The sequence below is a fragment of the Acidovorax sp. GW821-FHT10E03 genome (assembly GCF_059415205.1).
Genome location: NZ_JBWKMU010000015.1, coordinates 101934 through 123463, shown reverse-complemented (window position 1 = coordinate 123463; position 21530 = coordinate 101934). Strand labels below are relative to the sequence as shown.

Annotated in this window: 24 protein-coding genes; 11 read left to right on the top strand and 13 right to left on the bottom strand. The window is 68.7% G+C overall.

Features of this window, described 5'->3' with window-relative positions; all coding sequences use genetic code 11:
• Position 1: 1 nt before the first annotated feature.
• The 3 genes from AC07OD_RS24365 to AC07OD_RS24355 are packed head-to-tail and all read right to left on the bottom strand — an operon-like array spanning position 2 to position 1626.
• On the bottom strand, positions 2 to 208 hold the full coding sequence (locus AC07OD_RS24365) for a zinc-finger domain-containing protein (RefSeq protein ID WP_218339138.1): 207 nt from the start codon (positions 206 to 208) through the stop codon (positions 2 to 4).
• A gap of 5 nt (positions 209 to 213) precedes the next feature.
• Positions 214 to 1152, bottom strand: a complete 939-nt coding sequence (locus tag AC07OD_RS24360) for a branched-chain amino acid transaminase (protein ID WP_218296640.1) — start codon at positions 1150 to 1152, stop codon at positions 214 to 216.
• Positions 1153 to 1191: 39 nt separating this feature from the next.
• The gene (locus tag AC07OD_RS24355; RefSeq protein WP_218296639.1) at positions 1192 to 1626 is read right to left on the bottom strand and encodes a glycerate kinase; all 435 of its coding nucleotides are present in this window, start codon (positions 1624 to 1626) and stop codon (positions 1192 to 1194) included.
• 227 nt (positions 1627 to 1853) lie between these two features.
• Here AC07OD_RS24355 and AC07OD_RS24350 point away from each other — a divergent pair, with 227 nt between their 5' ends.
• Entirely contained in the window at positions 1854 to 3611 is a 1758-nt protein-coding gene (locus AC07OD_RS24350) for a methyl-accepting chemotaxis protein (RefSeq protein ID WP_369641117.1), read from the top strand.
• A gap of 77 nt (positions 3612 to 3688) precedes the next feature.
• The gene (locus AC07OD_RS24345; protein WP_218296637.1) at positions 3689 to 4375 is read left to right on the top strand and encodes a hypothetical protein; all 687 of its coding nucleotides are present in this window, start codon (positions 3689 to 3691) and stop codon (positions 4373 to 4375) included.
• On the opposite strand, the gene radA is transcribed toward AC07OD_RS24345, so the two are convergent.
• Positions 4372 to 5751 (bottom strand): DNA repair protein RadA, encoded by a 1380-nt coding sequence (gene radA, locus AC07OD_RS24340; RefSeq protein ID WP_218339140.1) that lies wholly within the window; start codon positions 5749 to 5751, stop codon positions 4372 to 4374. The genes AC07OD_RS24345 and radA overlap by 4 nt on opposite strands.
• A 117-nt stretch (positions 5752 to 5868) precedes the next feature.
• Here radA and hpaI point away from each other — a divergent pair, with 117 nt between their 5' ends.
• The 3 genes from hpaI to AC07OD_RS24325 all read left to right on the top strand — a co-directional run bounded on the left by hpaI (position 5869) and on the right by AC07OD_RS24325 (position 8452).
• Positions 5869 to 6699 (top strand): 4-hydroxy-2-oxoheptanedioate aldolase, encoded by an 831-nt coding sequence (gene hpaI, locus AC07OD_RS24335; protein WP_218339141.1) that lies wholly within the window; start codon positions 5869 to 5871, stop codon positions 6697 to 6699.
• A gap of 76 nt (positions 6700 to 6775) precedes the next feature.
• The gene (locus AC07OD_RS24330) at positions 6776 to 7753 is read left to right on the top strand and encodes a 2-dehydropantoate 2-reductase (protein ID WP_218339142.1); all 978 of its coding nucleotides are present in this window, start codon (positions 6776 to 6778) and stop codon (positions 7751 to 7753) included.
• Positions 7754 to 7828: 75 nt separating this feature from the next.
• A complete protein-coding gene (locus AC07OD_RS24325; RefSeq protein ID WP_218339143.1) occupies positions 7829 to 8452 on the top strand; it encodes a glutathione S-transferase family protein in 624 nt (207 codons plus the stop codon).
• Between the two features lie 78 nt (positions 8453 to 8530).
• Here AC07OD_RS24325 and AC07OD_RS24320 read toward each other — a convergent pair whose 3' ends face one another.
• The gene (locus AC07OD_RS24320; RefSeq protein WP_218339144.1) at positions 8531 to 10111 is read right to left on the bottom strand and encodes an ABC transporter substrate-binding protein; all 1581 of its coding nucleotides are present in this window, start codon (positions 10109 to 10111) and stop codon (positions 8531 to 8533) included.
• A 75-nt stretch (positions 10112 to 10186) separates the two neighbouring features.
• Positions 10187 to 10795 carry a LysE/ArgO family amino acid transporter gene (locus AC07OD_RS24315; RefSeq protein ID WP_494598252.1) on the bottom strand — a complete coding sequence of 203 codons (609 nt, stop codon included), beginning with the start codon at positions 10793 to 10795 and terminating at the stop codon, positions 10187 to 10189.
• A gap of 77 nt (positions 10796 to 10872) precedes the next feature.
• On the opposite strand from AC07OD_RS24315, the gene AC07OD_RS24310 reads away from it, so the two are divergent.
• Positions 10873 to 11760 carry a LysR family transcriptional regulator ArgP gene (locus AC07OD_RS24310; RefSeq protein ID WP_494598251.1) on the top strand — a complete coding sequence of 296 codons (888 nt, stop codon included), beginning with the start codon at positions 10873 to 10875 and terminating at the stop codon, positions 11758 to 11760.
• Here AC07OD_RS24310 and AC07OD_RS24305 read toward each other — a convergent pair.
• Positions 11744 to 12565 (bottom strand): siderophore-interacting protein, encoded by an 822-nt coding sequence (locus tag AC07OD_RS24305; protein WP_218296629.1) that lies wholly within the window; start codon positions 12563 to 12565, stop codon positions 11744 to 11746. The genes AC07OD_RS24310 and AC07OD_RS24305 overlap by 17 nt on opposite strands.
• A gap of 68 nt (positions 12566 to 12633) precedes the next feature.
• Between AC07OD_RS24305 and AC07OD_RS24300 the strand changes: the two genes are divergently transcribed.
• Positions 12634 to 13107, top strand: coding sequence for a MarR family winged helix-turn-helix transcriptional regulator (locus AC07OD_RS24300; RefSeq protein WP_369641113.1), 474 nt, complete (start codon positions 12634 to 12636; stop codon positions 13105 to 13107).
• Between the two features lie 130 nt (positions 13108 to 13237).
• Here the strand turns inward: AC07OD_RS24300 and AC07OD_RS24295 are convergent, their stop codons facing one another.
• Both AC07OD_RS24295 and alr read right to left on the bottom strand, forming a co-directional pair.
• Entirely contained in the window at positions 13238 to 14113 is an 876-nt protein-coding gene (locus AC07OD_RS24295; RefSeq protein WP_494598250.1) for a hypothetical protein, read from the bottom strand.
• Between the two features lie 133 nt (positions 14114 to 14246).
• Positions 14247 to 15362 carry an alanine racemase gene (gene alr / locus AC07OD_RS24290; RefSeq protein ID WP_218339149.1) on the bottom strand — a complete coding sequence of 372 codons (1116 nt, stop codon included), beginning with the start codon at positions 15360 to 15362 and terminating at the stop codon, positions 14247 to 14249.
• 135 nt (positions 15363 to 15497) lie between these two features.
• Between alr and lplT the strand changes: the two genes are divergently transcribed.
• The 3 genes from lplT to AC07OD_RS24275 all read left to right on the top strand — a co-directional run bounded on the left by lplT (position 15498) and on the right by AC07OD_RS24275 (position 18454).
• Positions 15498 to 16802, top strand: a complete 1305-nt coding sequence (gene lplT, locus AC07OD_RS24285) for a lysophospholipid transporter LplT (RefSeq protein ID WP_010466960.1) — start codon at positions 15498 to 15500, stop codon at positions 16800 to 16802.
• Positions 16803 to 16994: 192 nt separating this feature from the next.
• Positions 16995 to 17891 (top strand): DMT family transporter, encoded by an 897-nt coding sequence (locus AC07OD_RS24280; protein ID WP_492254374.1) that lies wholly within the window; start codon positions 16995 to 16997, stop codon positions 17889 to 17891.
• 74 nt (positions 17892 to 17965) lie between these two features.
• Positions 17966 to 18454 (top strand): glutathione peroxidase, encoded by a 489-nt coding sequence (locus tag AC07OD_RS24275; protein WP_218296623.1) that lies wholly within the window; start codon positions 17966 to 17968, stop codon positions 18452 to 18454.
• Between the two features lie 8 nt (positions 18455 to 18462).
• Here the strand turns inward: AC07OD_RS24275 and AC07OD_RS24270 are convergent, their stop codons facing one another.
• Positions 18463 to 18960, bottom strand: a complete 498-nt coding sequence (locus tag AC07OD_RS24270) for a GNAT family N-acetyltransferase (RefSeq protein WP_494598249.1) — start codon at positions 18958 to 18960, stop codon at positions 18463 to 18465.
• A gap of 120 nt (positions 18961 to 19080) precedes the next feature.
• Positions 19081 to 19221, bottom strand: a complete 141-nt coding sequence (locus AC07OD_RS24265; protein WP_494598248.1) for a hypothetical protein — start codon at positions 19219 to 19221, stop codon at positions 19081 to 19083.
• Positions 19222 to 19626: 405 nt separating this feature from the next.
• Here AC07OD_RS24265 and AC07OD_RS24260 point away from each other — a divergent pair, with 405 nt between their 5' ends.
• Positions 19627 to 20106 carry a VOC family protein gene (locus AC07OD_RS24260; protein ID WP_218296622.1) on the top strand — a complete coding sequence of 160 codons (480 nt, stop codon included), beginning with the start codon at positions 19627 to 19629 and terminating at the stop codon, positions 20104 to 20106.
• 38 nt (positions 20107 to 20144) lie between these two features.
• On the opposite strand, the gene AC07OD_RS24255 is transcribed toward AC07OD_RS24260, so the two are convergent.
• On the bottom strand, positions 20145 to 20879 hold the full coding sequence (locus tag AC07OD_RS24255; protein ID WP_218296621.1) for a helix-turn-helix transcriptional regulator: 735 nt from the start codon (positions 20877 to 20879) through the stop codon (positions 20145 to 20147).
• A gap of 152 nt (positions 20880 to 21031) precedes the next feature.
• Positions 21032 to 21511: a GyrI-like domain-containing protein gene (locus AC07OD_RS24250; protein WP_494598247.1), complete on the bottom strand. Its 480-nt coding sequence runs from the start codon at positions 21509 to 21511 to the stop codon at positions 21032 to 21034.
• Positions 21512 to 21530: the final 19 nt, after the last annotated feature.

Sequence of the window (21530 nt, the reverse complement as noted above, 5' to 3'; positions counted from 1 at the left end):
ATCAATGACCGGCGTGCACGCGCTCGCCCGCCCTGAGGCGGTACACCGTTCCGCAGTAGGGGCACTTGGCCTCGCCCGTGCGGGCCACGTCCAGGTACACCTTGGGGTGGCTGTTCCAGATTTTCATGTCGGCCTTGGGGCTGGGGCAGAAAACCCCGCCCTGTGCGTTCAGGTCCTTGGCCAGGAGTTCAACGGTTGCTTGCGACATGTTCATCAGACCTTGGTGAGCCAGTGGGCGTAGTTGGAATTGCGGCCGTTGACGATGTCGAAGAAGGCACTCTGGATTTTTTCGGTGATCGGGCCCCGCGACCCCGCGCCGATCTCGATGCGGTCGAGTTCGCGGATGGGCGTCACCTCGGCGGCCGTGCCGGTGAAGAAGGCTTCGTCGGCGATGTAGACCTCGTCGCGCGTGATGCGTTTTTGCACGATCTCCAGGCCCAGGTCCTTGGCGATGTGGAACACGGTGTTGCGGGTGATGCCGTTCAGGGCGCCGGCCGACAGGTCGGGCGTGTAGATCACGCCGTTCTTGATCACGAAGATGTTCTCGCCCGCGCCCTCGGACACGAAGCCGGAGCTGTCGAGCAGCAGCGCCTCGTCGTAGCCATCGTCCAGCGCTTCCATGTTGGCCAGGATGGAGTTGGTGTAGTTGCTCACCGCCTTGGCCTGCGTCATGGTGATATTGACGTGGTGGCGCGTGTAGCTGCTGGTCTTCACGCGGATGCCGCGCTTCATGCCCTCTTCGCCCAGGTAGGCGCCCCAGGCCCAGGCGGCCACCATCAAGTGGATCTGGTTGCCCTTGGGGGAGACGCCCAGCTTCTGCGAGCCGATCCAGGTCAGCGGGCGCAGGTAGCAGGATTCAAGCTTGTTCTCGCGCACCACGGCCTTCTGGGCCTCGTTCACTTCTTCCTTGCTGAAGGGAATCTTCATGCGCAGGATCTTGGCGCTGTTGAACAGGCGGTCGGTGTGCTCTTCCAGGCGGAAGATGGCCGTGCCGTTGGCGGTGTTGTAGGCGCGCACGCCTTCAAAGGCGCCGCAGCCGTAGTGCAGGGTGTGGGTCAGCACATGGATCTTGGCGTCGCGCCAATCGACCATCTGGCCGTCCATCCAGATCTTGCCGTCACGGTCGGCCATCGAGGGAACTACGGGGCTCATGGGTGTCCTTTTGTTGCTGTGGGTCGCAAACCGGGGATTTTACGGGGCGGCCGGGGGTTGGCCCGCCGGGGCGGCGGAACCGTCGCCTTCGGGCCGCCACAGCGTCCACTTCGCCAATTTGCCGTGGCGGAACTCGCACGTCACGTGCGACTGGGTGCCATCCGTCCAGCGGTACACCTCCGGCTCGGCCTGCGCCGGCGACAGCTGCTCGCCCAGGGACTGCGTCATGGCCACCACATGCATCAGGTTGACCCCCTCGCCGAGGCGGGCGTTGAGCATGACCGCGCTGCCCACATACCCGATGGGGCGGTTGGCGGCCTTCTTCATCACATTCATGAGCCGCGTGAAATGCAGCAGCGCCCACATGACCAGCCCGCCCATGACGGCGGCCACACCGGGCCATCCGTAGGCCATGAAACCAAAAACAACCAGCCCCACCACGCCCAGGGGCACCAGGATTTTGCGCAAATTCATGGGCGGTATTGTCATATGAGCGCCCGGGCCGCCGGCAAAGATCCCGAGGCCGGGGCGCCAAGCGGCCGGCAAGGCACCTCCAGACGCTGGCCGAGAAATTGTTTCGTTGTGTAAGCACTACATTAATGAAATAACATCGCACGCGAAGGCGGGCCGGGCCCCCGCAAGTGTTTACGGCCGTGGCGGAAGCACGAAAAATGCGGACTCGTCCTTTCTGGAGATGGTCAATGAAATTGGATAACGTGCGCCTGTCGCCCAAGCTGTGGGGTTCTATCGTGGGGCTGCTGGGTGCCATGCTGCTGGTGTCGGTATGGGCGCAGCACCAGGTGGCCCAGGTGATGGACCGGTCCATGGAGTCGATGGCATCGTTCGAGAACCGCATCACGCTCGCCGCGCAATGGAAGGGCGCCACCGAAACCACCGGCGAGCGGGTGCTGGCCAGCAATTCCACGCCCGATGCGGACCTGACGGCCCTGTTCGACGGCCGCGTGAAGGCCGGCGTGGCCGGCATCTCGGCCATCCAGGCCAAGGTGGTGGAACTGGCGACCAGCCCGGCAGACAAGGCCGCCCTCGAGCGCGTGGCCGCCGAGCGCACCCATGTGCTGGCCCTCAACAAGCAGGCGCGCGAAATCAAGCAGGGTGGCGACGGGGCCGCCTTCAAGTCGTTCATCGAATCCAAGTACCTGCCGTCCATCGGCCGCTATGTGGACAGCCTCGAGACCTTCGTGCAGCTGCAGCAGAGCCAGCGCGACGCGGCCCGGCAGGAGGCCCAGGCCGCCCGCAGCCACGCCAACCTGCTGGCCTGGATCACCCAGGGGGCCGTGTTCGCGCTGGGCCTGGTGCTGTCGTTCCTGCTGGTGCGCTCCATCACGCGCCCGCTGAACCGGGCGGTGGATCTGTCCGATGCCATCGCCAGCGGCAACCTCACCGTGTCCGCGCAGGACGATCGCCAGGATGAGTTCGGCCACCTGCTGCGCTCGGTATCGCAGATGGCGGCCCGCCTGCGCGGCCTGGTTTCCGAGGTGCGCAGCGGCGTGGACTCCATGTCCAATGCCTCGGTGGAGATCGCCACGGGCAACCAGGACCTGTCGTCGCGCACCGAGCAGACGGCCGCCAACCTGGAAGAGACCGCCGCCAGCATGGAAGAGCTGACCGCCACCGTCACCCAGTCGGCGGACACCGCGCGCCAGGCCAACCAGCTGGCCACCACGGCCGCGCAGGCGGCCACGCGGGGCGGCGAGGTCGTGGCGCAGGTGGTCGAGAGCATGCAGCACATCACCAGCAGCTCGCGCAAGATCGCCGACATCATCGGCGTGATCGACGGCATCGCCTTCCAGACCAACATCCTGGCCCTCAACGCCGCCGTGGAAGCCGCCCGCGCGGGCGAACAGGGCCGGGGCTTCGCCGTGGTGGCCAGCGAGGTGCGGGGCCTGGCCCAGCGCTCCGCCTCCGCGGCCAAGGAGATCAAGGAGCTGATCAGCGCCTCGGTCGACACCGTGGAGACCGGCTCGGGCCAGGTCGCGCAGGCGGGCCAGTCGATGGACGAGATCGTGGCCAGCGTGCGCCGGGTGTCCGACCTCATCGGCGAGATCACCGCATCCTCCAGCGAACAGCGCGACGGCATCGGCCAGGTCAACCAGGCCGTGAGCAACCTGGACCAGATGACGCAGCAGAACGCCGCCCTGGTGGAGGAATCGGCGGCCGCCGCGGCCTCGCTGCGCGACCAGGCGCAGCGCCTGGCCGAGGTCGTGTCCGTCTTCAACGTGGGCCACCAGCCCGCCAGCACCACGCCCAGCCCTGCCCGCGCGCCGGCCCCGGCGCCCAGGCCTCGGGCGGCGGGCAGCGCGCTCAAAGCCGCCCCCGCCAAGGCCGCCCCGCCCCTTGCCAGGCCGCTGCAGGCCCCCGCGGCGCGCCCAGCGCCGCCTCCCGCACCCGCCGCCCCGGCGGGCCAGAAGGCGTCGGATGACGACTGGGAGTCTTTCTGACGTGCCGGTGCGGCACGGGCCGCCACCATCGGCTGCTCTAATTGCGCACTTCTGCATCCAGCCCCCCACCGCTTTCCATGCGCAACCCTCCCCTTTTGCTGGCGGCCCTCGCCGCCATGCTGGCCGCCTCCACGGCCAGCGGCCAGAACCTGTTCAAGTGCACGGACGACAAGGGGCACACCACCTTCTCCGACCGGGCCTGCGCCCAGGCGCCACGCCCGGCCGCGCCGCCCAGCCCACGGCCGTCTCCCGCCACGGCACCCGTGGCCAAGGTCAAGGCCAGCGCGCCCTCCGCGCCACCGGCCGCGCCCGCCGCCAGCAGCCCCAAGGCCGAGAACATCACCAGGCTGACCCCGGCCGTGGTGGAGGGTGTGCTGCGGCGAGCCGTGGAGCTCGGCGACCGGTCGGACTACCGTGCTCAGTGCGCGCTGGCCGCGCCCGACCTGAGCTTCAAGCTCACCGACCACAGCAGCAGCCCCGCGAGCGTGTACTCCGGCGGGCGCGCGGAGATCTGTGCGCTGCAGCAGCAGTCCGCGCAGGCCATGCAGGCCAGCGGTCTGCGCTCCGCAAGCCGGCTGGGCAAGCTGGACATCCGCGTCAATGCCGATGGCACCCAGGCCACGGCGCGGTCTGAATCGGCGGCGGCCATTTCCGCCCAGGGCCAGCATGTGCTGACCATGCAATGCACGCGCGAGGAGGTGCTGGGCCTGTACAGCGGCAGCGTGCTGTACCAGCGCGTCACCGCCGTCTGCAGGCCCTCCTAGCCCATCTCCCGCACCACGTTCATCGCCTCCTCCACGCGCTCCACGGCGTGGATGGTCAGGCCCTCGATGGGCTTCTTGGGCGCGTTGGCCTTGGGCACCACCGCCACGCTGAAGCCCAGCTTGGCGGCTTCTTTCAGGCGCTCCTGCCCGCGCGGCGCGGGTCGCACCTCGCCCGCCAGGCCCACTTCGCCAAAGGCCAGGAAGCCGCGCGGCAGCGCCTTGCCGCGCAGGCTGGAGGTGATGGCCAGCATCACCGCCAGGTCGGCCGCCGGCTCGCTGATGCGCACGCCGCCCACCGCGTTCACGAACACATCCTGGTCCATGCACGCCACCCCCGCATGACGGTGCAGCACGGCCAGCAGCATGGCCAGGCGGTCCTTGTCCAGGCCCACGGACAGGCGCCGGGGGCTGGGGCCACCGCTGTCCACCAGCGCCTGGATCTCCACCAGCAGCGGGCGCGTGCCTTCGAGCGTGACCATCACGCAGCTACCCGGCACGGGTTCGCTGTGCTGGCTCAAAAAGATGGCGCTCGGGTTGCTCACGCCCTTGAGGCCTTTTTCCGTCATGGCGAACACGCCGATCTCGTTGACCGCGCCAAAGCGGTTCTTGATGGCGCGCACCAGGCGAAACTGGCTGTGCGTGTCGCCCTCGAAGTACAGCACCGTGTCCACCATGTGCTCCAGCACGCGCGGCCCCGCCAGGGCGCCTTCCTTCGTCACATGCCCCACCAGCACGATGGCCACGCCGGTGGACTTGGCACAGCGCGTGAGGTGGGCCGCGCATTCGCGCACCTGGGCCACGGAGCCGGGCGCGGACGTGAGCTGGTCGGAATACACCGTCTGGATGGAATCGATCACGGCCACCGCGGGCTGCATGGACTCGATGGTCGCCAGAATCTTCTCGAGCTGGATCTCGGCCAGCACGTTCACCTGGCTGTGGTCCAGCCCCAGGCGGCGCGAGCGCAGCGCCACCTGGGCGCCGCTTTCCTCGCCCGTCACATACAAGGTGGGCAGGCCCACGCGCTGCAGGGCATCGAGCGCCTGCAGCAGCAGGGTGGACTTGCCGATGCCCGGGTCGCCGCCGATGAGCACCACGCCGCCTTCGACAATGCCGCCGCCCAGCACCCGGTCCAGCTCGTCGATGCCGCTCGGTGTGCGCTCCACATCGCTGGCCTCGATGGCCGACAAGGGCATCACCGCCTGCGCCTGGGCCAGGCCTGCAAACTGCGACCCGCTGTAGCGGTTCTTGCCCGGCCCCGCGTCGGCCACCTGCTCGATCAGCGTGTTCCAGGCACCGCAGGCCGGGCATTTGCCCAGCCAGCGCGGGCTGGTGCCGCCGCATTCGGTGCAGGTGAACGTGGTTTTTTCTTTGGCCATGGCGATGTAGAGGGAAAGCCCCCGGGGTGGGGCAGCCGACTATAGCGGCCATGCCCCCACGTGCTGGCAACAGCCCGTACGATGGAGGGCTTGGCACCCCGCCGCAGGAAGCTCACATTGCAGACACCCGTCAACCCCTTCAAACAGGCCATGGCCCAGGGCCAGTCGCAGATCGGCCTGTGGCTTGCGCTGGCCGACGCCTACAGCGCGGAAATCATCGCCGGCACTGGCTACGACTGGCTGCTGGTCGATAGCGAACATGCGCCCAACGACGTGCGCTCCATCCTGCACCAGCTGCAGGCCATCGCCAGCGCCAGCAGCGCCCTCGCCCCCGGCGCGCGGGCGCCCCACCCCATTGCGCGGGTTCCCGTGGGCGACACCGCGCTCATCAAGCAGTACCTGGACATCGGCGCGCAAACCCTGCTGGTGCCCATGGTGGACACCGCCGAGCAGGCACGGCAGCTGGTGCGCGCCACGCGCTATGCACCTGAAGGTGTGCGCGGCATGGGCAGCGCGCTGGCCCGTTCGTCGCGCTGGCAGGCCTACCCCCGGTATGTGCACGAGGCCAACCAGCAGGTGTGCCTGCTGGTGCAGGCCGAGACGGTGGAAGCCATGGCCAACCTGGATGCGATCGCCGCCACGCCCGGCGTGGACGGCGTGTTCATCGGCCCGGCCGACCTGTCGGCTTCCATGGGGCACCCCGGCAACCCGGGACATCCTGACGTACAGGCCGCCATCCACGATGGCATCACCCGCATCCTGCGCGCGGGCAAGGCGCCGGGCATTCTGGCCACCACCGAGTCGCAGGCGCGCCAGTGGCTGGCGGCGGGCGCCCTGTTCGTGGCCGTGGGCGTGGACACCATGCTGCTGGCCAGCGCCGCGCAGGATCTGCTGGCCCGCTTTCGCACCGATGCCGTGGGCACCCCCCAGCGCCCGGCGGGCTACTGAGGCCCCGCAGCAGTCGCGCGCCCCGAATCCCTCACCACCACAAACAACAACCCTGGAAGACAAAGGCTCTACAACCATGAAAGCATGTATCTACGGCGCGGGCGCCATCGGCGGCTGGCTGGGCGTGGCCCTCGCGCAGGCGGGCCACCCGGTCAGCATGGTGGCGCGCAGCGACACGCTGCGCGCCCTGCAGGCCGAGGGGCTGCGCATGCGGCGCGCCGACGGCACGCTGGCGCAGGTGGCCGTCACCGCGCACGACGACCCGGCGGCACTGGGCGTGCAGGACCTGGTGGTGATCGCAGTCAAGGCGCCGGGCCTGCCCGAGGTGGCGCGCGCCATGGCCCCGCTGATCGGGCCCGAAACCACCGTGCTCACGGCCATGAACGGCGTGCCGTGGTGGTTCCTCGACGGTTTTGGCGGCGCGGCGCAGGGCCATGCCCTGCAGTCGGTGGATGCAGGCGGCGTGATTGCCAAAGCCATCCCGGCGCGCAGCGTGGTGGGCAGCGTGGTGCACACCAGCTGCTCGCTGGAATCGCCCGGTTTTGTGCGCCAGCACTTTGGCAACCGCCTCATCGTGGGCGAGCCCGACGGCCGCCGCAGCGAGCGGCTGCAGGCGCTGGCCGACACGCTGCAGCGCGGCGGCATCGATGTGGAGGTGACCGGCTGCATCCAGAAGGACATCTGGTTCAAGCTCTGGGGCAACCTCACCATGAACCCGATCAGCGCGCTGACCGGCGCCACCACCGACCGCATCCTGGACGACGACCTGGTGCGCGGTTTTGTCAGCGCCGTGATGCTGGAGGCCAAGGCCATTGGCGAGAAACTGGGCCTGCCCATCGACCAGCAGCCCGAGGACCGCCACGCCGTCACGCGCAAGCTGGGCGCGTTCAAGACCTCGATGCTGCAGGACGTGGAGGCCGGCAAGCCCATGGAGATCGACGCCCTGGTGGGCGCGGTGCGTGAACTGGGGCAGATCACCCACACACCCACGCCCCACACCGATGCGCTGCTGGGCCTGACCCGCCTGATGGCACGCACACGAGGCCTGTACTGAAATATTTCAAGAAAATTGGCCGTCAGCGCTTACCTATCAAGCGCCAATAGCTATCTATTTTATAGCACATCAACCATGACCACTCTCACGCTCTACTACACCCCCGGCACCTGCGCGCAGGCCGTTCGCATCGCTTTGGAAGAGGCCGACGCCCCGTACCAACTGGTGCGCGTGGACTTCGCCGCGGGCCAGCAGCGCACGCCCGAGTACCTTGCCGTGAACCCCAAGGGCCGCGTGCCCGCGCTGGCCACGCCACACGGTACCCTGACCGAAACACCCGCCCTGCTGGCGTATGTGGCGCAGAGTTTCCCCGAGGCGCGCCTGGCCCCCACCGATGCCCACGGCTTTGCGCGTCTGCAGGAATTCCACAGCTACCTCGCGTCCACGGTGCACATCGCCCATGCGCACCGCCCCCGCGCCAGCCGCTGGGCCGACGAGCCCGAAGCGATTGCCGCCATGCAGCGCAAGGTGCCGCAGAACATGACCGACTGCTTCAACCTGATTGAAACCCACTACCTGCCCTCTGCGGAACACGGCCCCTGGGTGATGGGCGCGCAGTACACCGTGGCCGATGGTTATCTCTTCACCATCGCCAGCTGGCTGGCCAGCGATGGCGTGGACATTGCGCTCTTTCCCAAGGTGCACGCCCACACCCAGCGCATGCTCCAACGCCCCGCCGTGCAACGCGCCCTGGCCTGAAGCCCGCGGCGAGCAGCGGCAGGAAAAAAAGCCCCGGGCTCTGGCAGCACCGGGGCTTTTTTTGCGGGGCGCAGGTGATCAATTCACCTTGAGGTAGCGCCAGTCGATCCGGTTGTCGGCACGGTGGATGATGTCCACCTTCTTCGTCGCTGCCCACGGAATCACCTGGTTGTACAGCGGGATGTGCGAGACCAGTTCATGCTCCTTGATCAGCGCCTGCTCGATCAGGTTGTTGCGCGTGGTGGCATCGGTCTCCTTCTTCACGCGCTCCACCAGGGCATCGAGCTGCGGGTCGGAGAAGCGGCCCAGGTTGAAGTTGCCATCGCCCCCCGCGCCAGGCGAGCGCACCAGCGACTGCAGGCTGTAGAACGCATCGAACGTGGGTACGCCCCAGCCCAGCAGGTAGATGCTGGCCTCGTTGCGCTGGATCATCGGGAAGTAGGTGGCAAACGGCAGCGAGCGCAGCTTGGCTTTCACCCCCACCTTGGCCCAGTGCGCGGTGATGGCCTGGCACAGCTGCTCGTCGTTGATGTAGCGGCCCGCGCTGCAGGCAAAGTCCACCTCGAAGCCGTTGGGGTAGCCCGCGTCGGCCAGCAGCTTCTGCGCGGCCTTGGGGTCGTAGGGCCAGCGCACGTCGGCCTTCCTGGTCCAGCCATTGACCTGGTTGGCGATCAGCGTGCCCGTGGGCTGGGCCAGGCCGCGCAGCACCACGCGCTGGATGGACTGGATGTCGATCGCCTGGTACAGCGCCTTGCGCACGCGCAGGTCCTTGAGCGGGTTCTTGCCCTTCACGTCCGAGCCGGGCAGCTCGTCGCGGAACTGGTCCAGGCCCAGGAAGATGGTGCGGTACTCAGGCCCTTCGAGCACCTGCAGGGTGGGCGTCTGCTTGATGCGCGCCAGGTCCTGCAGGCTGGGGTCGATCACAAAATCAATCTCGCCCGACAGCAGCGCGGCCGTGCGCGTGGCGTCGGCCTTGATGGGGGTGTAGACGATCTCGGTCAGGTTGGTGGGGTACTTGCCCTTGCCCCACCAGTGCGGGTTGGGCTCCAGCACCACGCGCTGGTCGGGCGTCCACTGCCTGAGCTGGTAGGGGCCGGTGCCCAGCGCATTGCGGTGGGCGTACGTCTCGTCCTTGGTCTTGATGTCCTTGGGCTCGACCGACTTGTTCTTTTCGGCCCAGGCCTTGCTCAGAATGCGCAGCTCGGTGAGCTGGTTCACGAGCACCGGGTTGGGCAGGTCGGAGTGGATGTCGATGGTGTACGCATCGACCTTTTCCACGCGGTCGATGCCCTGGGTGTACACCGCGAAGTTGGAACTCTTGGCCTTGGCGCGCTCCAGCGAGAACTTGGCGTCGTCGGCCGTGAACTCGCTGCCGTCGCTGAACTTCACGCCCTTGCGCAAGGTCAGGCGCAACTGGGTGGGCTTGATGAGCTTCCACTCGGAGGCCAGCGAAGGCTCGGGCTTGAAGGTCTTGCTGTTGTATTCGACCAGCGTGTCGTACACCGCGCCGTGCATGGTGTTGTTCACGCCCACGTTCTGGGCGTGGATGTCCCAGGTGGAAATGTCCACCGACCGGGACCAGCGGAAGGTCTTGGCCTGTGCCGCCATCGGCAGGGCGGTGGCCAGGGCGGCCGCGAGCAAAAGGGTCTTGAAACGCATGGGGAAAACACTCCAGATCAGTCAATAGACCGACTATGGAGCAAGCCCGCGTTTTACCCAACGAACTTATCTTTCTTAGCTTAGACCCATCGCCACCGCCAGAACCATCATGGTGGCCGCCGTCACCCCGTCCAGCACCCGCCAGGCCCCGGGCGAAGCGAACACGGGCGCCAGCCAGCGCGAACCGAAGCCCAGGCTCAGGAACCACAGGGCGCTGGCCAGCGAGCCCCCGGCCGCAAACGTGGCGCGGCCCCACACCGGGTAGGGGCTGGCCATGGTGCCCAGCAGCACCACGGTGTCCAGGTACACATGCGGGTTCAGCCAGGTCAGCGCCACCACGGTGAGCAGCGTGGCGCGCAGGCTCGCACCCGGCCCGTTGGCCGACACCAGCAGATGGGCCGGCTGGAAGGCCCGGCTGGCGGCCTGCACCGCGTACGCGGCCAGAAAAATCGCCCCCGCCCAGCGCATGAACTGCGCCCACTCCGGCCGGGCCAGGAGCACGCCGCCCATGCCCCACACCCCCGCCTGCAGCAGCGCCGCGTCGGACAGGGCGCACACCAGCACCACCGGCAGCACATGCTCGCGCCGCAGGCCCTGGCGCAGCACGAAGGCGTTTTGCGCGCCGATGGCCATGATCAGGATGGCCGTCGACGTGAATCCGTGAAGAAAGGCAGTGGTGCTCATGGGCGCGGATTGTGGGCCGCGTGCCATGGTCACGCCAGCTATACTTTTTAACGATCCGTCAGAATGGCTAACCATCCATGCGCCTCGACTCCGCCCAGCTCAACGCCTTTGCCACCGTGATCGACGAGGGCAGCTTCGAGCGCGCCGCTGCCGCGCTGCACGTCACCCGCTCGGCGGTGTCGCAGCGCGTGAAGCTGCTGGAAGAACGCGTGGGCCAGGTGCTGGTGCGCCGCGCCACGCCCTGCGCGCCCACCGAGGCCGGTCAGGCCCTGTACCGGCACGCCCGCGAAGTGGCCCTGAGCGAGGCCGACGCGCTGGCCACGCTCGGCGGCGGGCAGCACGCGTCCACGCGCCTGGCCCTCGGCGTCAATGCCGACTCGCTGGCCACCTGGTTTCCCCATGCCATGGCGCAGGCCGCGGAGGGCCAAAGCATCACCTTCGACATCCATGTCGAAGACCAGGACCATTCGGCCAACCTGCTGCGCGAAGGCCGCGTGATGGCCGCCGTGACGGCCGACCCACAACCCGTGCAGGGCTGCAAGGTGCTGCCGCTGGGCACGCTGCGGTACCGCGCGCTGGCGAGCCCCGTCTTCCTGCAGCGTCACTTTGCCCAGGGGGTGAACGCCGCCACCCTGGCGCAGGCGCCCATGCTGGTGTTCAACCGCAAGGATGCGCTGCAGGCGCGTTTCGTGGGGCGCATCACGCGCCGCAAACTCGCGCCGCCCGTGCACTGGCTGCCCGAGGCGAACGCGTTTGTCATGGCCTCCCGGGCTGGCCTGGGCTGGGGCATGACCCCGGACCCGATGGTGCAGCACGACCTGAAGGCCGGCACGCTGGTCGAGCTGATTCCGGGCAAGCCCGTCGATGTTCCGTTGTACTGGCAGTACTGGCGCCTGAACGTGCAGGCGCTGCACCGCATGACCGAAGCGGTGCAGCAGGCGGCGGCGCTTACGCTGCTGCGCTGACCAGGTCTTCGTGGTGGTCTGCAGCGCCGCGCTTCCAGTAGGCGGAGATGCGCATGCGCCTGGCGTCCACGCCCGGCTTGGCCAGCACGGCACGGCGCACGGCGGCCATGTCGCCGTGTTCGCCGGCGGCCCACACAAACCCCGCGCCGGTGGGCAGCGCCAGGTCTTCCACCGCCGCAGGCAGCGCGTCTACCCATTGCAGATCGAGCCGCGCCGCGCTGGCCAGGACCCGCTGGTCGGCAGGATTGCTCACCTGGATGCGCACGGTGGCCTGGGTGTGCGCGGGCAGCTCGGCCAGGCGGCGGGCGATGGCGGGCAAGGCGGTTTCGTCGCCCAGCAGCCAATGCCAGTCAAAACCGGTCGGCACCACCATGCTGCCGCGCGGCCCGGCAATGCCCACCCACTGGCCCACGGCGGCGCTCGCGGCCCAGTCGGTGGCGGGGCCTGCGTCGTGCAGGGCCACCTCGATGTCCAGCTCGCCCGCAGCGGCGTCATGGCGCGCGGGGGTGTAGTCGCGCAGCACGGGGCGTGGGTCGGGGAAGACGGGGCGGCCGTCCTGCATCGACGGCAGCGACGGGCGCTCCTGGCCTGGCTGGGGCAGGATGAGCTTGAGGTGGTCGTCAAACCCCGCGCTCACAAACCCGGCCAGCTCGGGCCCGGCCAGGGTGAGCCGCACGAAACCGGGGCTGACGGCGGTGCGCCGCACCACCTGGAGGTGGCGGGCTTGCAAGGGGTGGCGGACGCGTTCGATGGCAAGGTGCGCAGCGTCGGCGCGGGGTGTGGCGGTAGGCAGGGGTGCGTTCATGACTTAAAATGTTGATTTGATCAACCAATGATCTGCGCATTGGTTGATTTTGTCAACCACAAACCCCCATGACCACCCACGCGCCCGCCGATGTCTTTGAAGCCATGCACGACCTGCTGCATGTCTACCGGGCCCACATGGTGCGCGCCATGGCCGCCATCCACCCCGACCTGACGCACAACGAAGTGCGGGCGCTGATGTTCGTGGGCCGCCACCCCGGCACCACGCAGCGCGAACTGGTGGCCCACAGCGGCGCCGACAAGGCACAGGTGGCCCGCATGGTGGGGATGCTGCAGGACAAGGGCTGGCTGGAGAGCGCACCGAATGCCGAGGACAAACGCAGCCGCTGCCTGCGCCTGAGCGCCCAGGGTGCGGCCCTGCACCAGGCGCTGCGCGACGCCCGCCGGGGGCTGGCGGCGTCCCTGCTCAAAGGGTGCGACGACGCCACGCAGGCCCAGCTGCTCGCCCTGCTGGCGCAGGTGCGCAGCAACCTGGACGCCATCGAGACCGGCTGCGAAGGCGGCCGGGACTGCCGCCGCTGAGGCCGGGAGAGGGAACGCGGGGCCAGCCTGACCCAGGCCGGGAGGCGCCAGGACATGAAAAGAACCGGCCCCTACCGCTTGATACTCCTATATTTCAAGCTACCAATTTAGTAGCATTCTGCCTTTTGCATCACTGCCCCTGGATCATGCGCACGGCCTGGGGCAGCGACTGCACGCCGGGCATGAAATGGTCGATGGTGGCACCCAGCACCACGGCGCAGACCAGCGCGCCCAGCAAGGGCTTCCAGGTCAGGCGCACGGCGGCCGTGAGCCAGCCCTCGCGCTCCACGCCCACGGCGGCCCGCGCAGTAGCCACCGAGAAGGCAATCTCCACCGCCACGGTCAGCAGCACGTCCCAACCGAAAAACAGCATCGCCAGCGAGCCCGCGCCGAAAATGATCGCCGCGCCGATGAGGAAGATCGCCACCACGGGCACGACCACCACGGCGCCTTCGTCGGCGCTGCCCAGGGCGTCGGCGGCGCCACTGGCCAGGTCGCCCAGCGCGCTGGAATCGCTGCTGGAGCCCCCGCGGGACAGGCCCTGCGTCCATGCGCCACCAAAATCGCCCGACGCTCCGCCACCGCCAAAATCACCGCCGCCCGTGCGCGGCAGCGGCACCTGGCCACCGCCACCGCCCGACGGCCCGTTGCCGGGCCAGGACACGTCGGGCACATCCAGTCCGCTGCCATCGCCACCCGTGTCGCGGTCCTGCCGCACCAGCCGCGCCGCCCAGGCCCGCAGCACCAGCAGATACCCCAGGTAGCCCACCGAGAGGGTGACGAAATACCGCAGCGCCAGCGACTCCACGCCCAGCAGCATCTGCACATGCGAGGTGCACCACATGAGCAGCAACGTGAAGCTGCCGATCAGCAGCCCATGCCAGCGCAGGCTGTAGCGCTGCTGCAGGGTGCGCGCCACCGTGCCGTGGTGGGGCATGCGCACGGAGCGCCAGGTGGAAGTTTTCTTCTTGCTGTTGCTGTGGCGGTCGCTGCGGGAAGTGGCCATGGAGGAAACACCTGCGGTGGAAAGAGGGGGGCGGCCGGCGGTGTTGCGTGCCGGCGCCGCGCCATTTCACACCACTTTGGCCCGGCAGTGCAGCCCCGCGCCCCGCCGTGCGTGAACTTGTCGACGGTTCGGATCAGCCGATGCCGTCCACCGACACAGGCACACGCTGGGCCAACGCCGTCAGCAGCTCCCAGCTGACGGTGCCCGCGGCGGCGGCCACCTCGTCCACGCCCAGCACCGTGCCGTTGCCAGCCTGGCCCCACAGCGTGACCTCGGAGCCGAACCCCGCGGCCACGCCCGCCTGCTGCAGCGGCGTGAGGTCCACCGTCACCATGTCCATGCTCACCCGCCCCACCAGCCGCGTGCGCACGCCGTTGACCAGCACGGGGGTGCCGGTATCGCAGTGGCGCGGGTAGCCGTCGGCATAGCCACAGGCCGCCACGCCGATCAAGAGCGGCCCCTCGGCCGTGAAGCGCGAGCCATAGCCCACGGTGTCGCCCGCCTGCAGCTGCTGCGTGGCGATGAGGCGGGTGGCGAGGGTCATCGTGGGGCGCATGCCCCAATGGCTGGCGTCATGCTCGGGGTAGTCGGGCGCGCTGCCATACAGCGCGATGCCGGCGCGCACCCAGTCGGCGCGCACGCGCGCGTCCGCCGCGTGGCGCAGGGTGGCGGCACTGTTGCTCAGCGTGCGCTCGCCCGGCAGGTCCTGGGCGGCGGTGTTGAACACGGCCAGCTGGTGCGCCACCCCCCGGGGGCCGTCCGCATCGCTGAAGTGGGTCATGAACGATATCTCGTCCACCTGCGGCAGCGCGTTGAGCCGCGCCCAGGCCGCGCGAAAGCGCTGCGGCGCGAAGCCCAGCCGGTTCATGCCCGAGTTCATCTTGAGGAACACGCGGTGGGGCACCTGCGTCTTGTGGGCGGCCAGCATGTCGATCTGCTCGTCGCAATGCACCGCGTGCCACAGGCCCAGGCGCGAGCACAGCTCCAGGTCGCGCGGCTCGAACACGCCTTCGAGCAGCAGGATGGGCCCGCGCCAGCCCAGATGCCGCACGCGTTCGGCCTCGGCCAGGTCCAGCAGCGCGAAGCCGTCGGCGCCGCGCAGGCCTTCGTACGCGCGTTCGATGCCGTGCCCGTAGGCATTGGCCTTGACCACGGCCCAGACCTTGGCATCGGGCGCCGCCTGTCGGACACGCTCCAGGTTGTGGTGCAGGGCTGCGGTGTGGATGGTGGCGGCAATGGGACGGGGCATGGGGTTTGACCGGGTGGGAAGCACCGGATTCTGGCACCGTGGCCGTTTATCCGCGTGATATAACCGTCCGTCACTTGCCAGGGTCCCCACATTTAACAGGGCATCAGCCGAACTGATGCAGCCAACAGCCATTCGATGAAGCGCGGTTTTTACACCATCATGTCGGCGCAGTTTTTCAGCTCGCTGGCCGACAACGCACTTTTCGTGGCCGCCGTGGAGCTTCTGCGCACAGAAGGTGCCCCCGAGTGGCAACGCGCGGCCCTGGTGCCCATGTTTGCGCTGTTCTATGTGGTGCTGGCGCCCTTCGTCGGCGCCTTTGCCGACGCCCTGCCCAAGGGCAAGGTCATGTTCGTCAGCAACGCCATCAAGGTGGTGGGCTGCCTGATGATGCTGTTCGGCTCGCACCCGCTCATTGCCTACGCGGTGGTGGGGCTGGGTGCTGCGGCCTACTCGCCCGCCAAATACGGCATCCTCACCGAGCTGTTGCCAGCCTCTCAACTGGTCAAGGCCAATGGCTGGATCGAAGGGCTCACCATCACGTCCATCATCCTCGGCGTGCTGTTTGGTGGCCAGCTGGTGGGGCAGCATCTGTCCGGGATGCTGCTGGGCATCGACATTCCGATGATCGACACGGGTGTGGACACTCCTGCCGAATCGGCCATCGCCGCACTGATCGCCGTGTATGGAGTGGCCGCCTGGTTCAACACCCGCATTCCACACACCGGGGTGGAGATGCGCCCGCTGCGCGCCGATCCTGCGCGCAGCGTGTTCTCCAACGCGCTGAGCCTGCTGCCCGACTTCTGGGCCTGCAACGGTCGCCTGTGGCGCGACAAGCTCGGCCAGATCTCGCTGGCCACCACCACCCTGTTCTGGGGCGCGGGAGCCAACCTCAAGTTCATCGTGCTGGCCTGGGCCGGTGCCGCACTGGCCTACAACACCACGCAGGCATCGGCCCTCACTGGCGTGGTGGCCATCGGTACGGCCGTGGGGGCGGTAGTGGCTTCGATGCGCATGCGCCTGGACATGGCCACCAAGGTGATTCCGCTGGGCATCGCCATGGGGCTGCTGCTGATCCTGATGGTGTTCATCAACAACATCTGGCTGGCGATCCCCTTCCTCATCCTGCTGGGCGGCCTCGGCGGCTACCTGGTGGTGCCCATGAATGCACTGCTGCAACACCGGGGCCACAATCTCATGGGTGCGGGCCGGTCGATTGCCGTGCAGAACTTCAACGAAAACGCGTGCATCCTGGCGCTGGGCGCGTTCTACAGCCTGTCGCTCAAGCTCGGCCTGTCGGTGTTTGGCGCGATCATCACCTTCGGCCTCGTGGTGGCCGGGATCATGTGGATCATCCGCCGCTGGCACCAGCGCAACTGCATCAACTACCGCGACGAAGTGAACCACCTGCTGCACATTGCGCGGCACGATACGCATCATTGAGTTGCCCCCCTGAGCGGCTGCGCCGCTTCCCCCGGAGGGGGACGCACCCAGTGGCCTGGCAGAGCCAGTTCCACGGGTGCACTGGCGGGGAAGCGTGCCAGTTTTTGGCGCCGCCTCACTTGCGCAAATTGCTACATAATCGATAGCTATTGACGCTTATCTATCAAGCGCTAGAGCCTGTTTTTACTCTCGATGCAATCTCCCCTGCCCTTTGCCGCCCTGCTGTTCAACGCCTTCGTCTGGGGCCTGGCGTGGTGGCCGTTCCAGCACATGCACCAGGCGGGGCTGCATCCGCTGTGGGCCACGGCCTGCATGTACGCCGTGGTGCTGCTCGCGCTCATGGCCTGGCGCCCGGGCATCCTGCGGCAGGTGCGCGAACATCCGCAGTTGTGGCTGCTGGCGCTGGCCTCGGGGCTGAACAACGTGGCCTTCAACTGGGCCGTGACCATCGGCGACGTGGTGCGCGTGATCCTGCTGTTCTATCTCATGCCTGCCTGGGCCGTGCTGCTGGCCTGGCGGATCCTGGGCGAACGCCCCACGCCCGCCGCGCTGCTGCGCCTGGCCCTGGCCTTCGCCGGCGTGGTGCTGGTGCTGCTGCCCGAGGGCGCGCCCGCCGCCCGGCTGCTGCAGAACCTCAGCCTGGCCGACGCGCTGGCACTGCTGGGCGGTTTCATGTTCGCGCTCACCAACGTCACCCTGCGCCGCCTGCACGCCGTGCCCGGGCCGGCGCGCATGGCCACCATGTTCGGCGGCTGCATGCTCATGGCGCTGGCCGTGGCTGGCCTCGGGCTGCAGGTGGGCGTGGTCGAGCCCTTCCCCGCCCCCAACAGCACCTGGGTCGTCACCGGCCTGCTGCTGGCCGGCGTGCTGATGCTGGGCAACTGGGCGCTGCAGTTCGGCGCCGCGCGCCTGGCGGCCGGCACCACGGCGCTGGTGATGCTGTCGGAGGTGATGTTCGCCAGCGTGTCTTCCGCGCTGCTGGGCGCCTCGGCCTTGAACACGCGCACCGTGCTGGGCGGGGCGATGATCCTGCTGGCGTCCCTGCTCGCCGCGCTGCAGTTCCGCAGGGCGGGCCCCAGCACCCCCTGAACCGCCGGGGCGAAAAGCGGAAAAGGGGCGCAACCCCTACCATGCACAGTCTTCCACCTTCAGGAGCATGCGCCATGCCCGACAGCATCTACGACTTTGAAGCCCAGCAGATGAACGGCCAGACCGTGCCCTTGTCGCAATACAAGGACAAAGTGCTGCTCATCGTGAACACCGCCAGCGCCTGCGGCTTCACGCCCCAGTTCGGGGGCCTGGAAGAGCTGCACAAGCAGTACGGCGGCCAGGGCCTGGTGGTGCTGGGCTTTCCCTGCAACCAGTTCGGCAGCCAGGACCCGGGCAGCAACGACGAGATCGCGAGCTTCTGCCAGCTCAACTACGGCGTGAGCTTTCCGATGATGGCCAAGATCGATGTGAACGGTGCCAACGCGTCGCCCCTGTACCAGTGGCTCGCCGCCGAAGCGCCCGGCCTGCTGGGCAGCAAGGCGATCAAATGGAATTTCACCAAGTTCCTGGTTGGCAAGGACGGCCGCGTGATCCGCCGCTATGCGCCGCAGGACGCGCCCAAGAAGCTGGCGGGCGACATCGAGGCGGCCCTCGCGGCCTGAGGCCGCGCTCAGCCTGCTGCCGCTGCCGCCGCAGGCGCCCAGCGGCACAGCACCCGCTCGCGGCCCGTGGCCGGATGGGTATCGACCGGCCCCTCCACCAGGCCATGGCGCGCATAGAAGCGGCGCGCGCCGTGGTTGCCCGTGGCCACGTGCAGGGTCCAGCCGCCCGGGCACAGGCGGACCACCTGCTGCAGCATTTCGGCCCCCACGCCCCGGCCCTGGCATGCGGGGTCCACGAACAGCTGGTGCAGATGCGCGCCGCCCACGTCCAGCACCAGGAACGCCGTGACCTCCGGCCCCACCGCACGCACCAGCACCGCACACGGCGGACCGAATTCCGCGCGCACCCGCGCCTCCCAGTGGCCGGGCGGAGCCACGGGCCTCACCGAGGGGTTGGCGGAACGCCAGGCCCTGCGCCACACGCGGGCCAGGCCGGCGTGGCTGTCGGCATCGGTCGCCGGCCGGATCACGGGCTGGACGCCAGGGGCATGGGAGCGGGGCTGCATGCGGGCATTGTCTTCGGAACGCGCCCGCGCCCGCCCGGCAACCCGAACAGCGGCCGCAGCCACGCCACACGCCGCACCACCGCCGTCATCCCCCGGCACACAGCCCCACCGTCCCGGCCATCAGACCCCGCGGCTCCACCACCGGCCCCAGTCGCGCGGGCGCCAGCGCCCCGCAGCCTCCTTCATGCACCACGGCGTGCCCAGGTACCGCGCATTGCCGGCCTGGTCGGCCGCCAGGGAGGCCGTGGCGCCGGTGGGCACGACGGGTTCGCGGCCGCCATGCGCCCCAGGCGCGGCAGCGGATCTTGCGCGACGGCGACGGCGCCGGCCCGGATTGTCCTGGGGGTGCCGGAATCCTTGATCGAGCGTCCCGAAACCGCATGCAAATCCCGGTGCGTAGCAATTCGTTGCACCATGGTGCCAGGACCGCCGCACCCCAGGCCCGCGGCCCTGGCCCCCATGCGAGGGCCGTCTTCCAGGCCGGGCATCTGTAGCTCAAAGTCCCATCAGCGCTTATCGAATCTGCGCAAATAGCTATTTTTTTAATAGCATGAAAAAAACCACCGCACCGCCGATGCCCCGCCATCCACGGCCCCTCGCGCGCATTGCAGCCTGCCGCCAGATGTGAGAGGCTACGGCGCTGTCCCGCCCCCAAGGAGCACCAAGATGGTCAGCAAGAACACGGTATGTCTGTGGTACGACGGCACCGCGCTGGATGCCGCGAAGTTCTATGCCGAGACGTTTCCGGACAGCGCCGTGGGCGCGGTCCACCGGGCGCCCGGGGACTTTCCCTCGGGCCGGCAGGGCGACGTCCTGACGGTCGAGTTCACGGTGATGGGCATCCCCTGCCTGGGCCTGAACGGAGGCCCCGCCTTCCGGCACAGCGAGGCCTTCTCGTTCCAGGTGGCGACCGACGACCAGGCCGAAACCGATCGTCTGTGGAATGCGATTGTCGGAAATGGCGGCCAGGAAAGCGCCTGCGGCTGGTGCAAGGACCGCTGGGGCCTGTCGTGGCAGATCACGCCCCGGGCCCTGACGGCCGCGGTCACCGGTCCCGACAAGGCGGCGGCCGCGCGCGCGTTCGAAGCCATGATGGGGATGAAAAAAATCGACATCGCCACGATCGAGGCGGCCCGGCGCGGCTGATGCCTGGCGGGCCGGCGCGGCCCAGGGCCCGAAGGCCCTCAGGCCGTCAGCCCGGGCGTCGGCGCGGGCGGCCATTCGGGCGGCCGCGAGGCCATCTCCGCCTCCACCTTGCGCAGCATGTCGGCCAGCGTCTTGCCGGGCTCCTGGCGAAACTGCTCCTCCAGCACCACGAGGTCCACGATGCGGTCGATGCGAAAGCCCCGGAAATCGTTGCGCAGCTCGCACCAGGCCGACAGCGTCCAGACCTTGCCCCAGTAGAAGCACCCCAGCGGCCGCAGGCGGCGCAGGCTGGGGCGGCCGTGCACGTCGGCGTAGTCGATCTGCACCACGTGGCGGCTGTGCACCGCCTCGCGCAGGGCCTGCAGGGTGGCCTGCGCCCGGGGGTCCAGCCCCACGGACGGCGCATACAGCGCCTGCGCCTCGGCCGCCGCGCGCGCGGCCGGCGGCAGCACCGACAGGATCTTGCCCAGGGCCCCTTCCACCTCGCGCGCGAGCCCCGCGTCCAGCCAGGCCTGCGCCAGCCGCGCGGCCGCCACCAGCGCGTTGGCCTCGCCCTGGCTGAACATCAGCGGCGGCAGCTCGAAGCCGGCGCCCAGCCGGTAGCCCACGCCGGCCTCGCCCTCAATGGGCACGCCCTGGTGCTGCAGGTCCGCCACGTCGCGGTAGATGGTGCGCGGAGACACCTCGAGCCGCTCGGCCAGGAACGCCGCCGTGGACAGGCGCCGCCCCCGGATGAGCTGGACGATCTGGAAAAGGCGGTCAGCGCGGCGCATGGATGAAAGGGGACATCTTGTGGGTATTCCTGGCTTGCACCGCTCATGCCATCAGCGCGGGAAGCTATTGAACATATAGCATCATGCACCAACGCCAAGGCGCTGCGCGTGGCGGCTGGGCGGGGTGCGCCGCCATCGGCAGGCCGGTGGTGCTACGGCTTCACGCCGACGTGGATGGCCACGCTGTCCGGGCCCTCGTAGGCCTCGAAATCGGTGCCGAAACGGCGCTGCACCTGCGGGTTCTCGGCGAAGTAGCGCCAGATGCGGACCCAGGTGTCGATCACCATCTGGGGCATGTCGCCGTGGCCGGTGAAGACGAGGTAGTCGCCCGCCTGGATGTCCACGCGGGCGGCTCCGGGCACCGCCTGGGCCAGTTCCGGGTCGGCCGTGGCCATGCCGGCGGTCACGTCGAAGGCGCCGTGTTCGTTGGATTCGTAGCCGCTGTAGACGCCGAAAATGCGGCCATCGCTGTCGCGGCCAGGCAACTTGCGCTCCCAGCTCTGGCTGAAGAAGCGGTCCCACAGGCCCCCGAGGCGCGCGATGGCGGGGTTCATCTCATCGCTGTTGCGCGTGCGGACGGCAATGCCGGCCACGCTGAATGAGGGAATCTGGACGGTGGTGGGTGTGGTCATGGGCTGGTCCTCTCTTGTC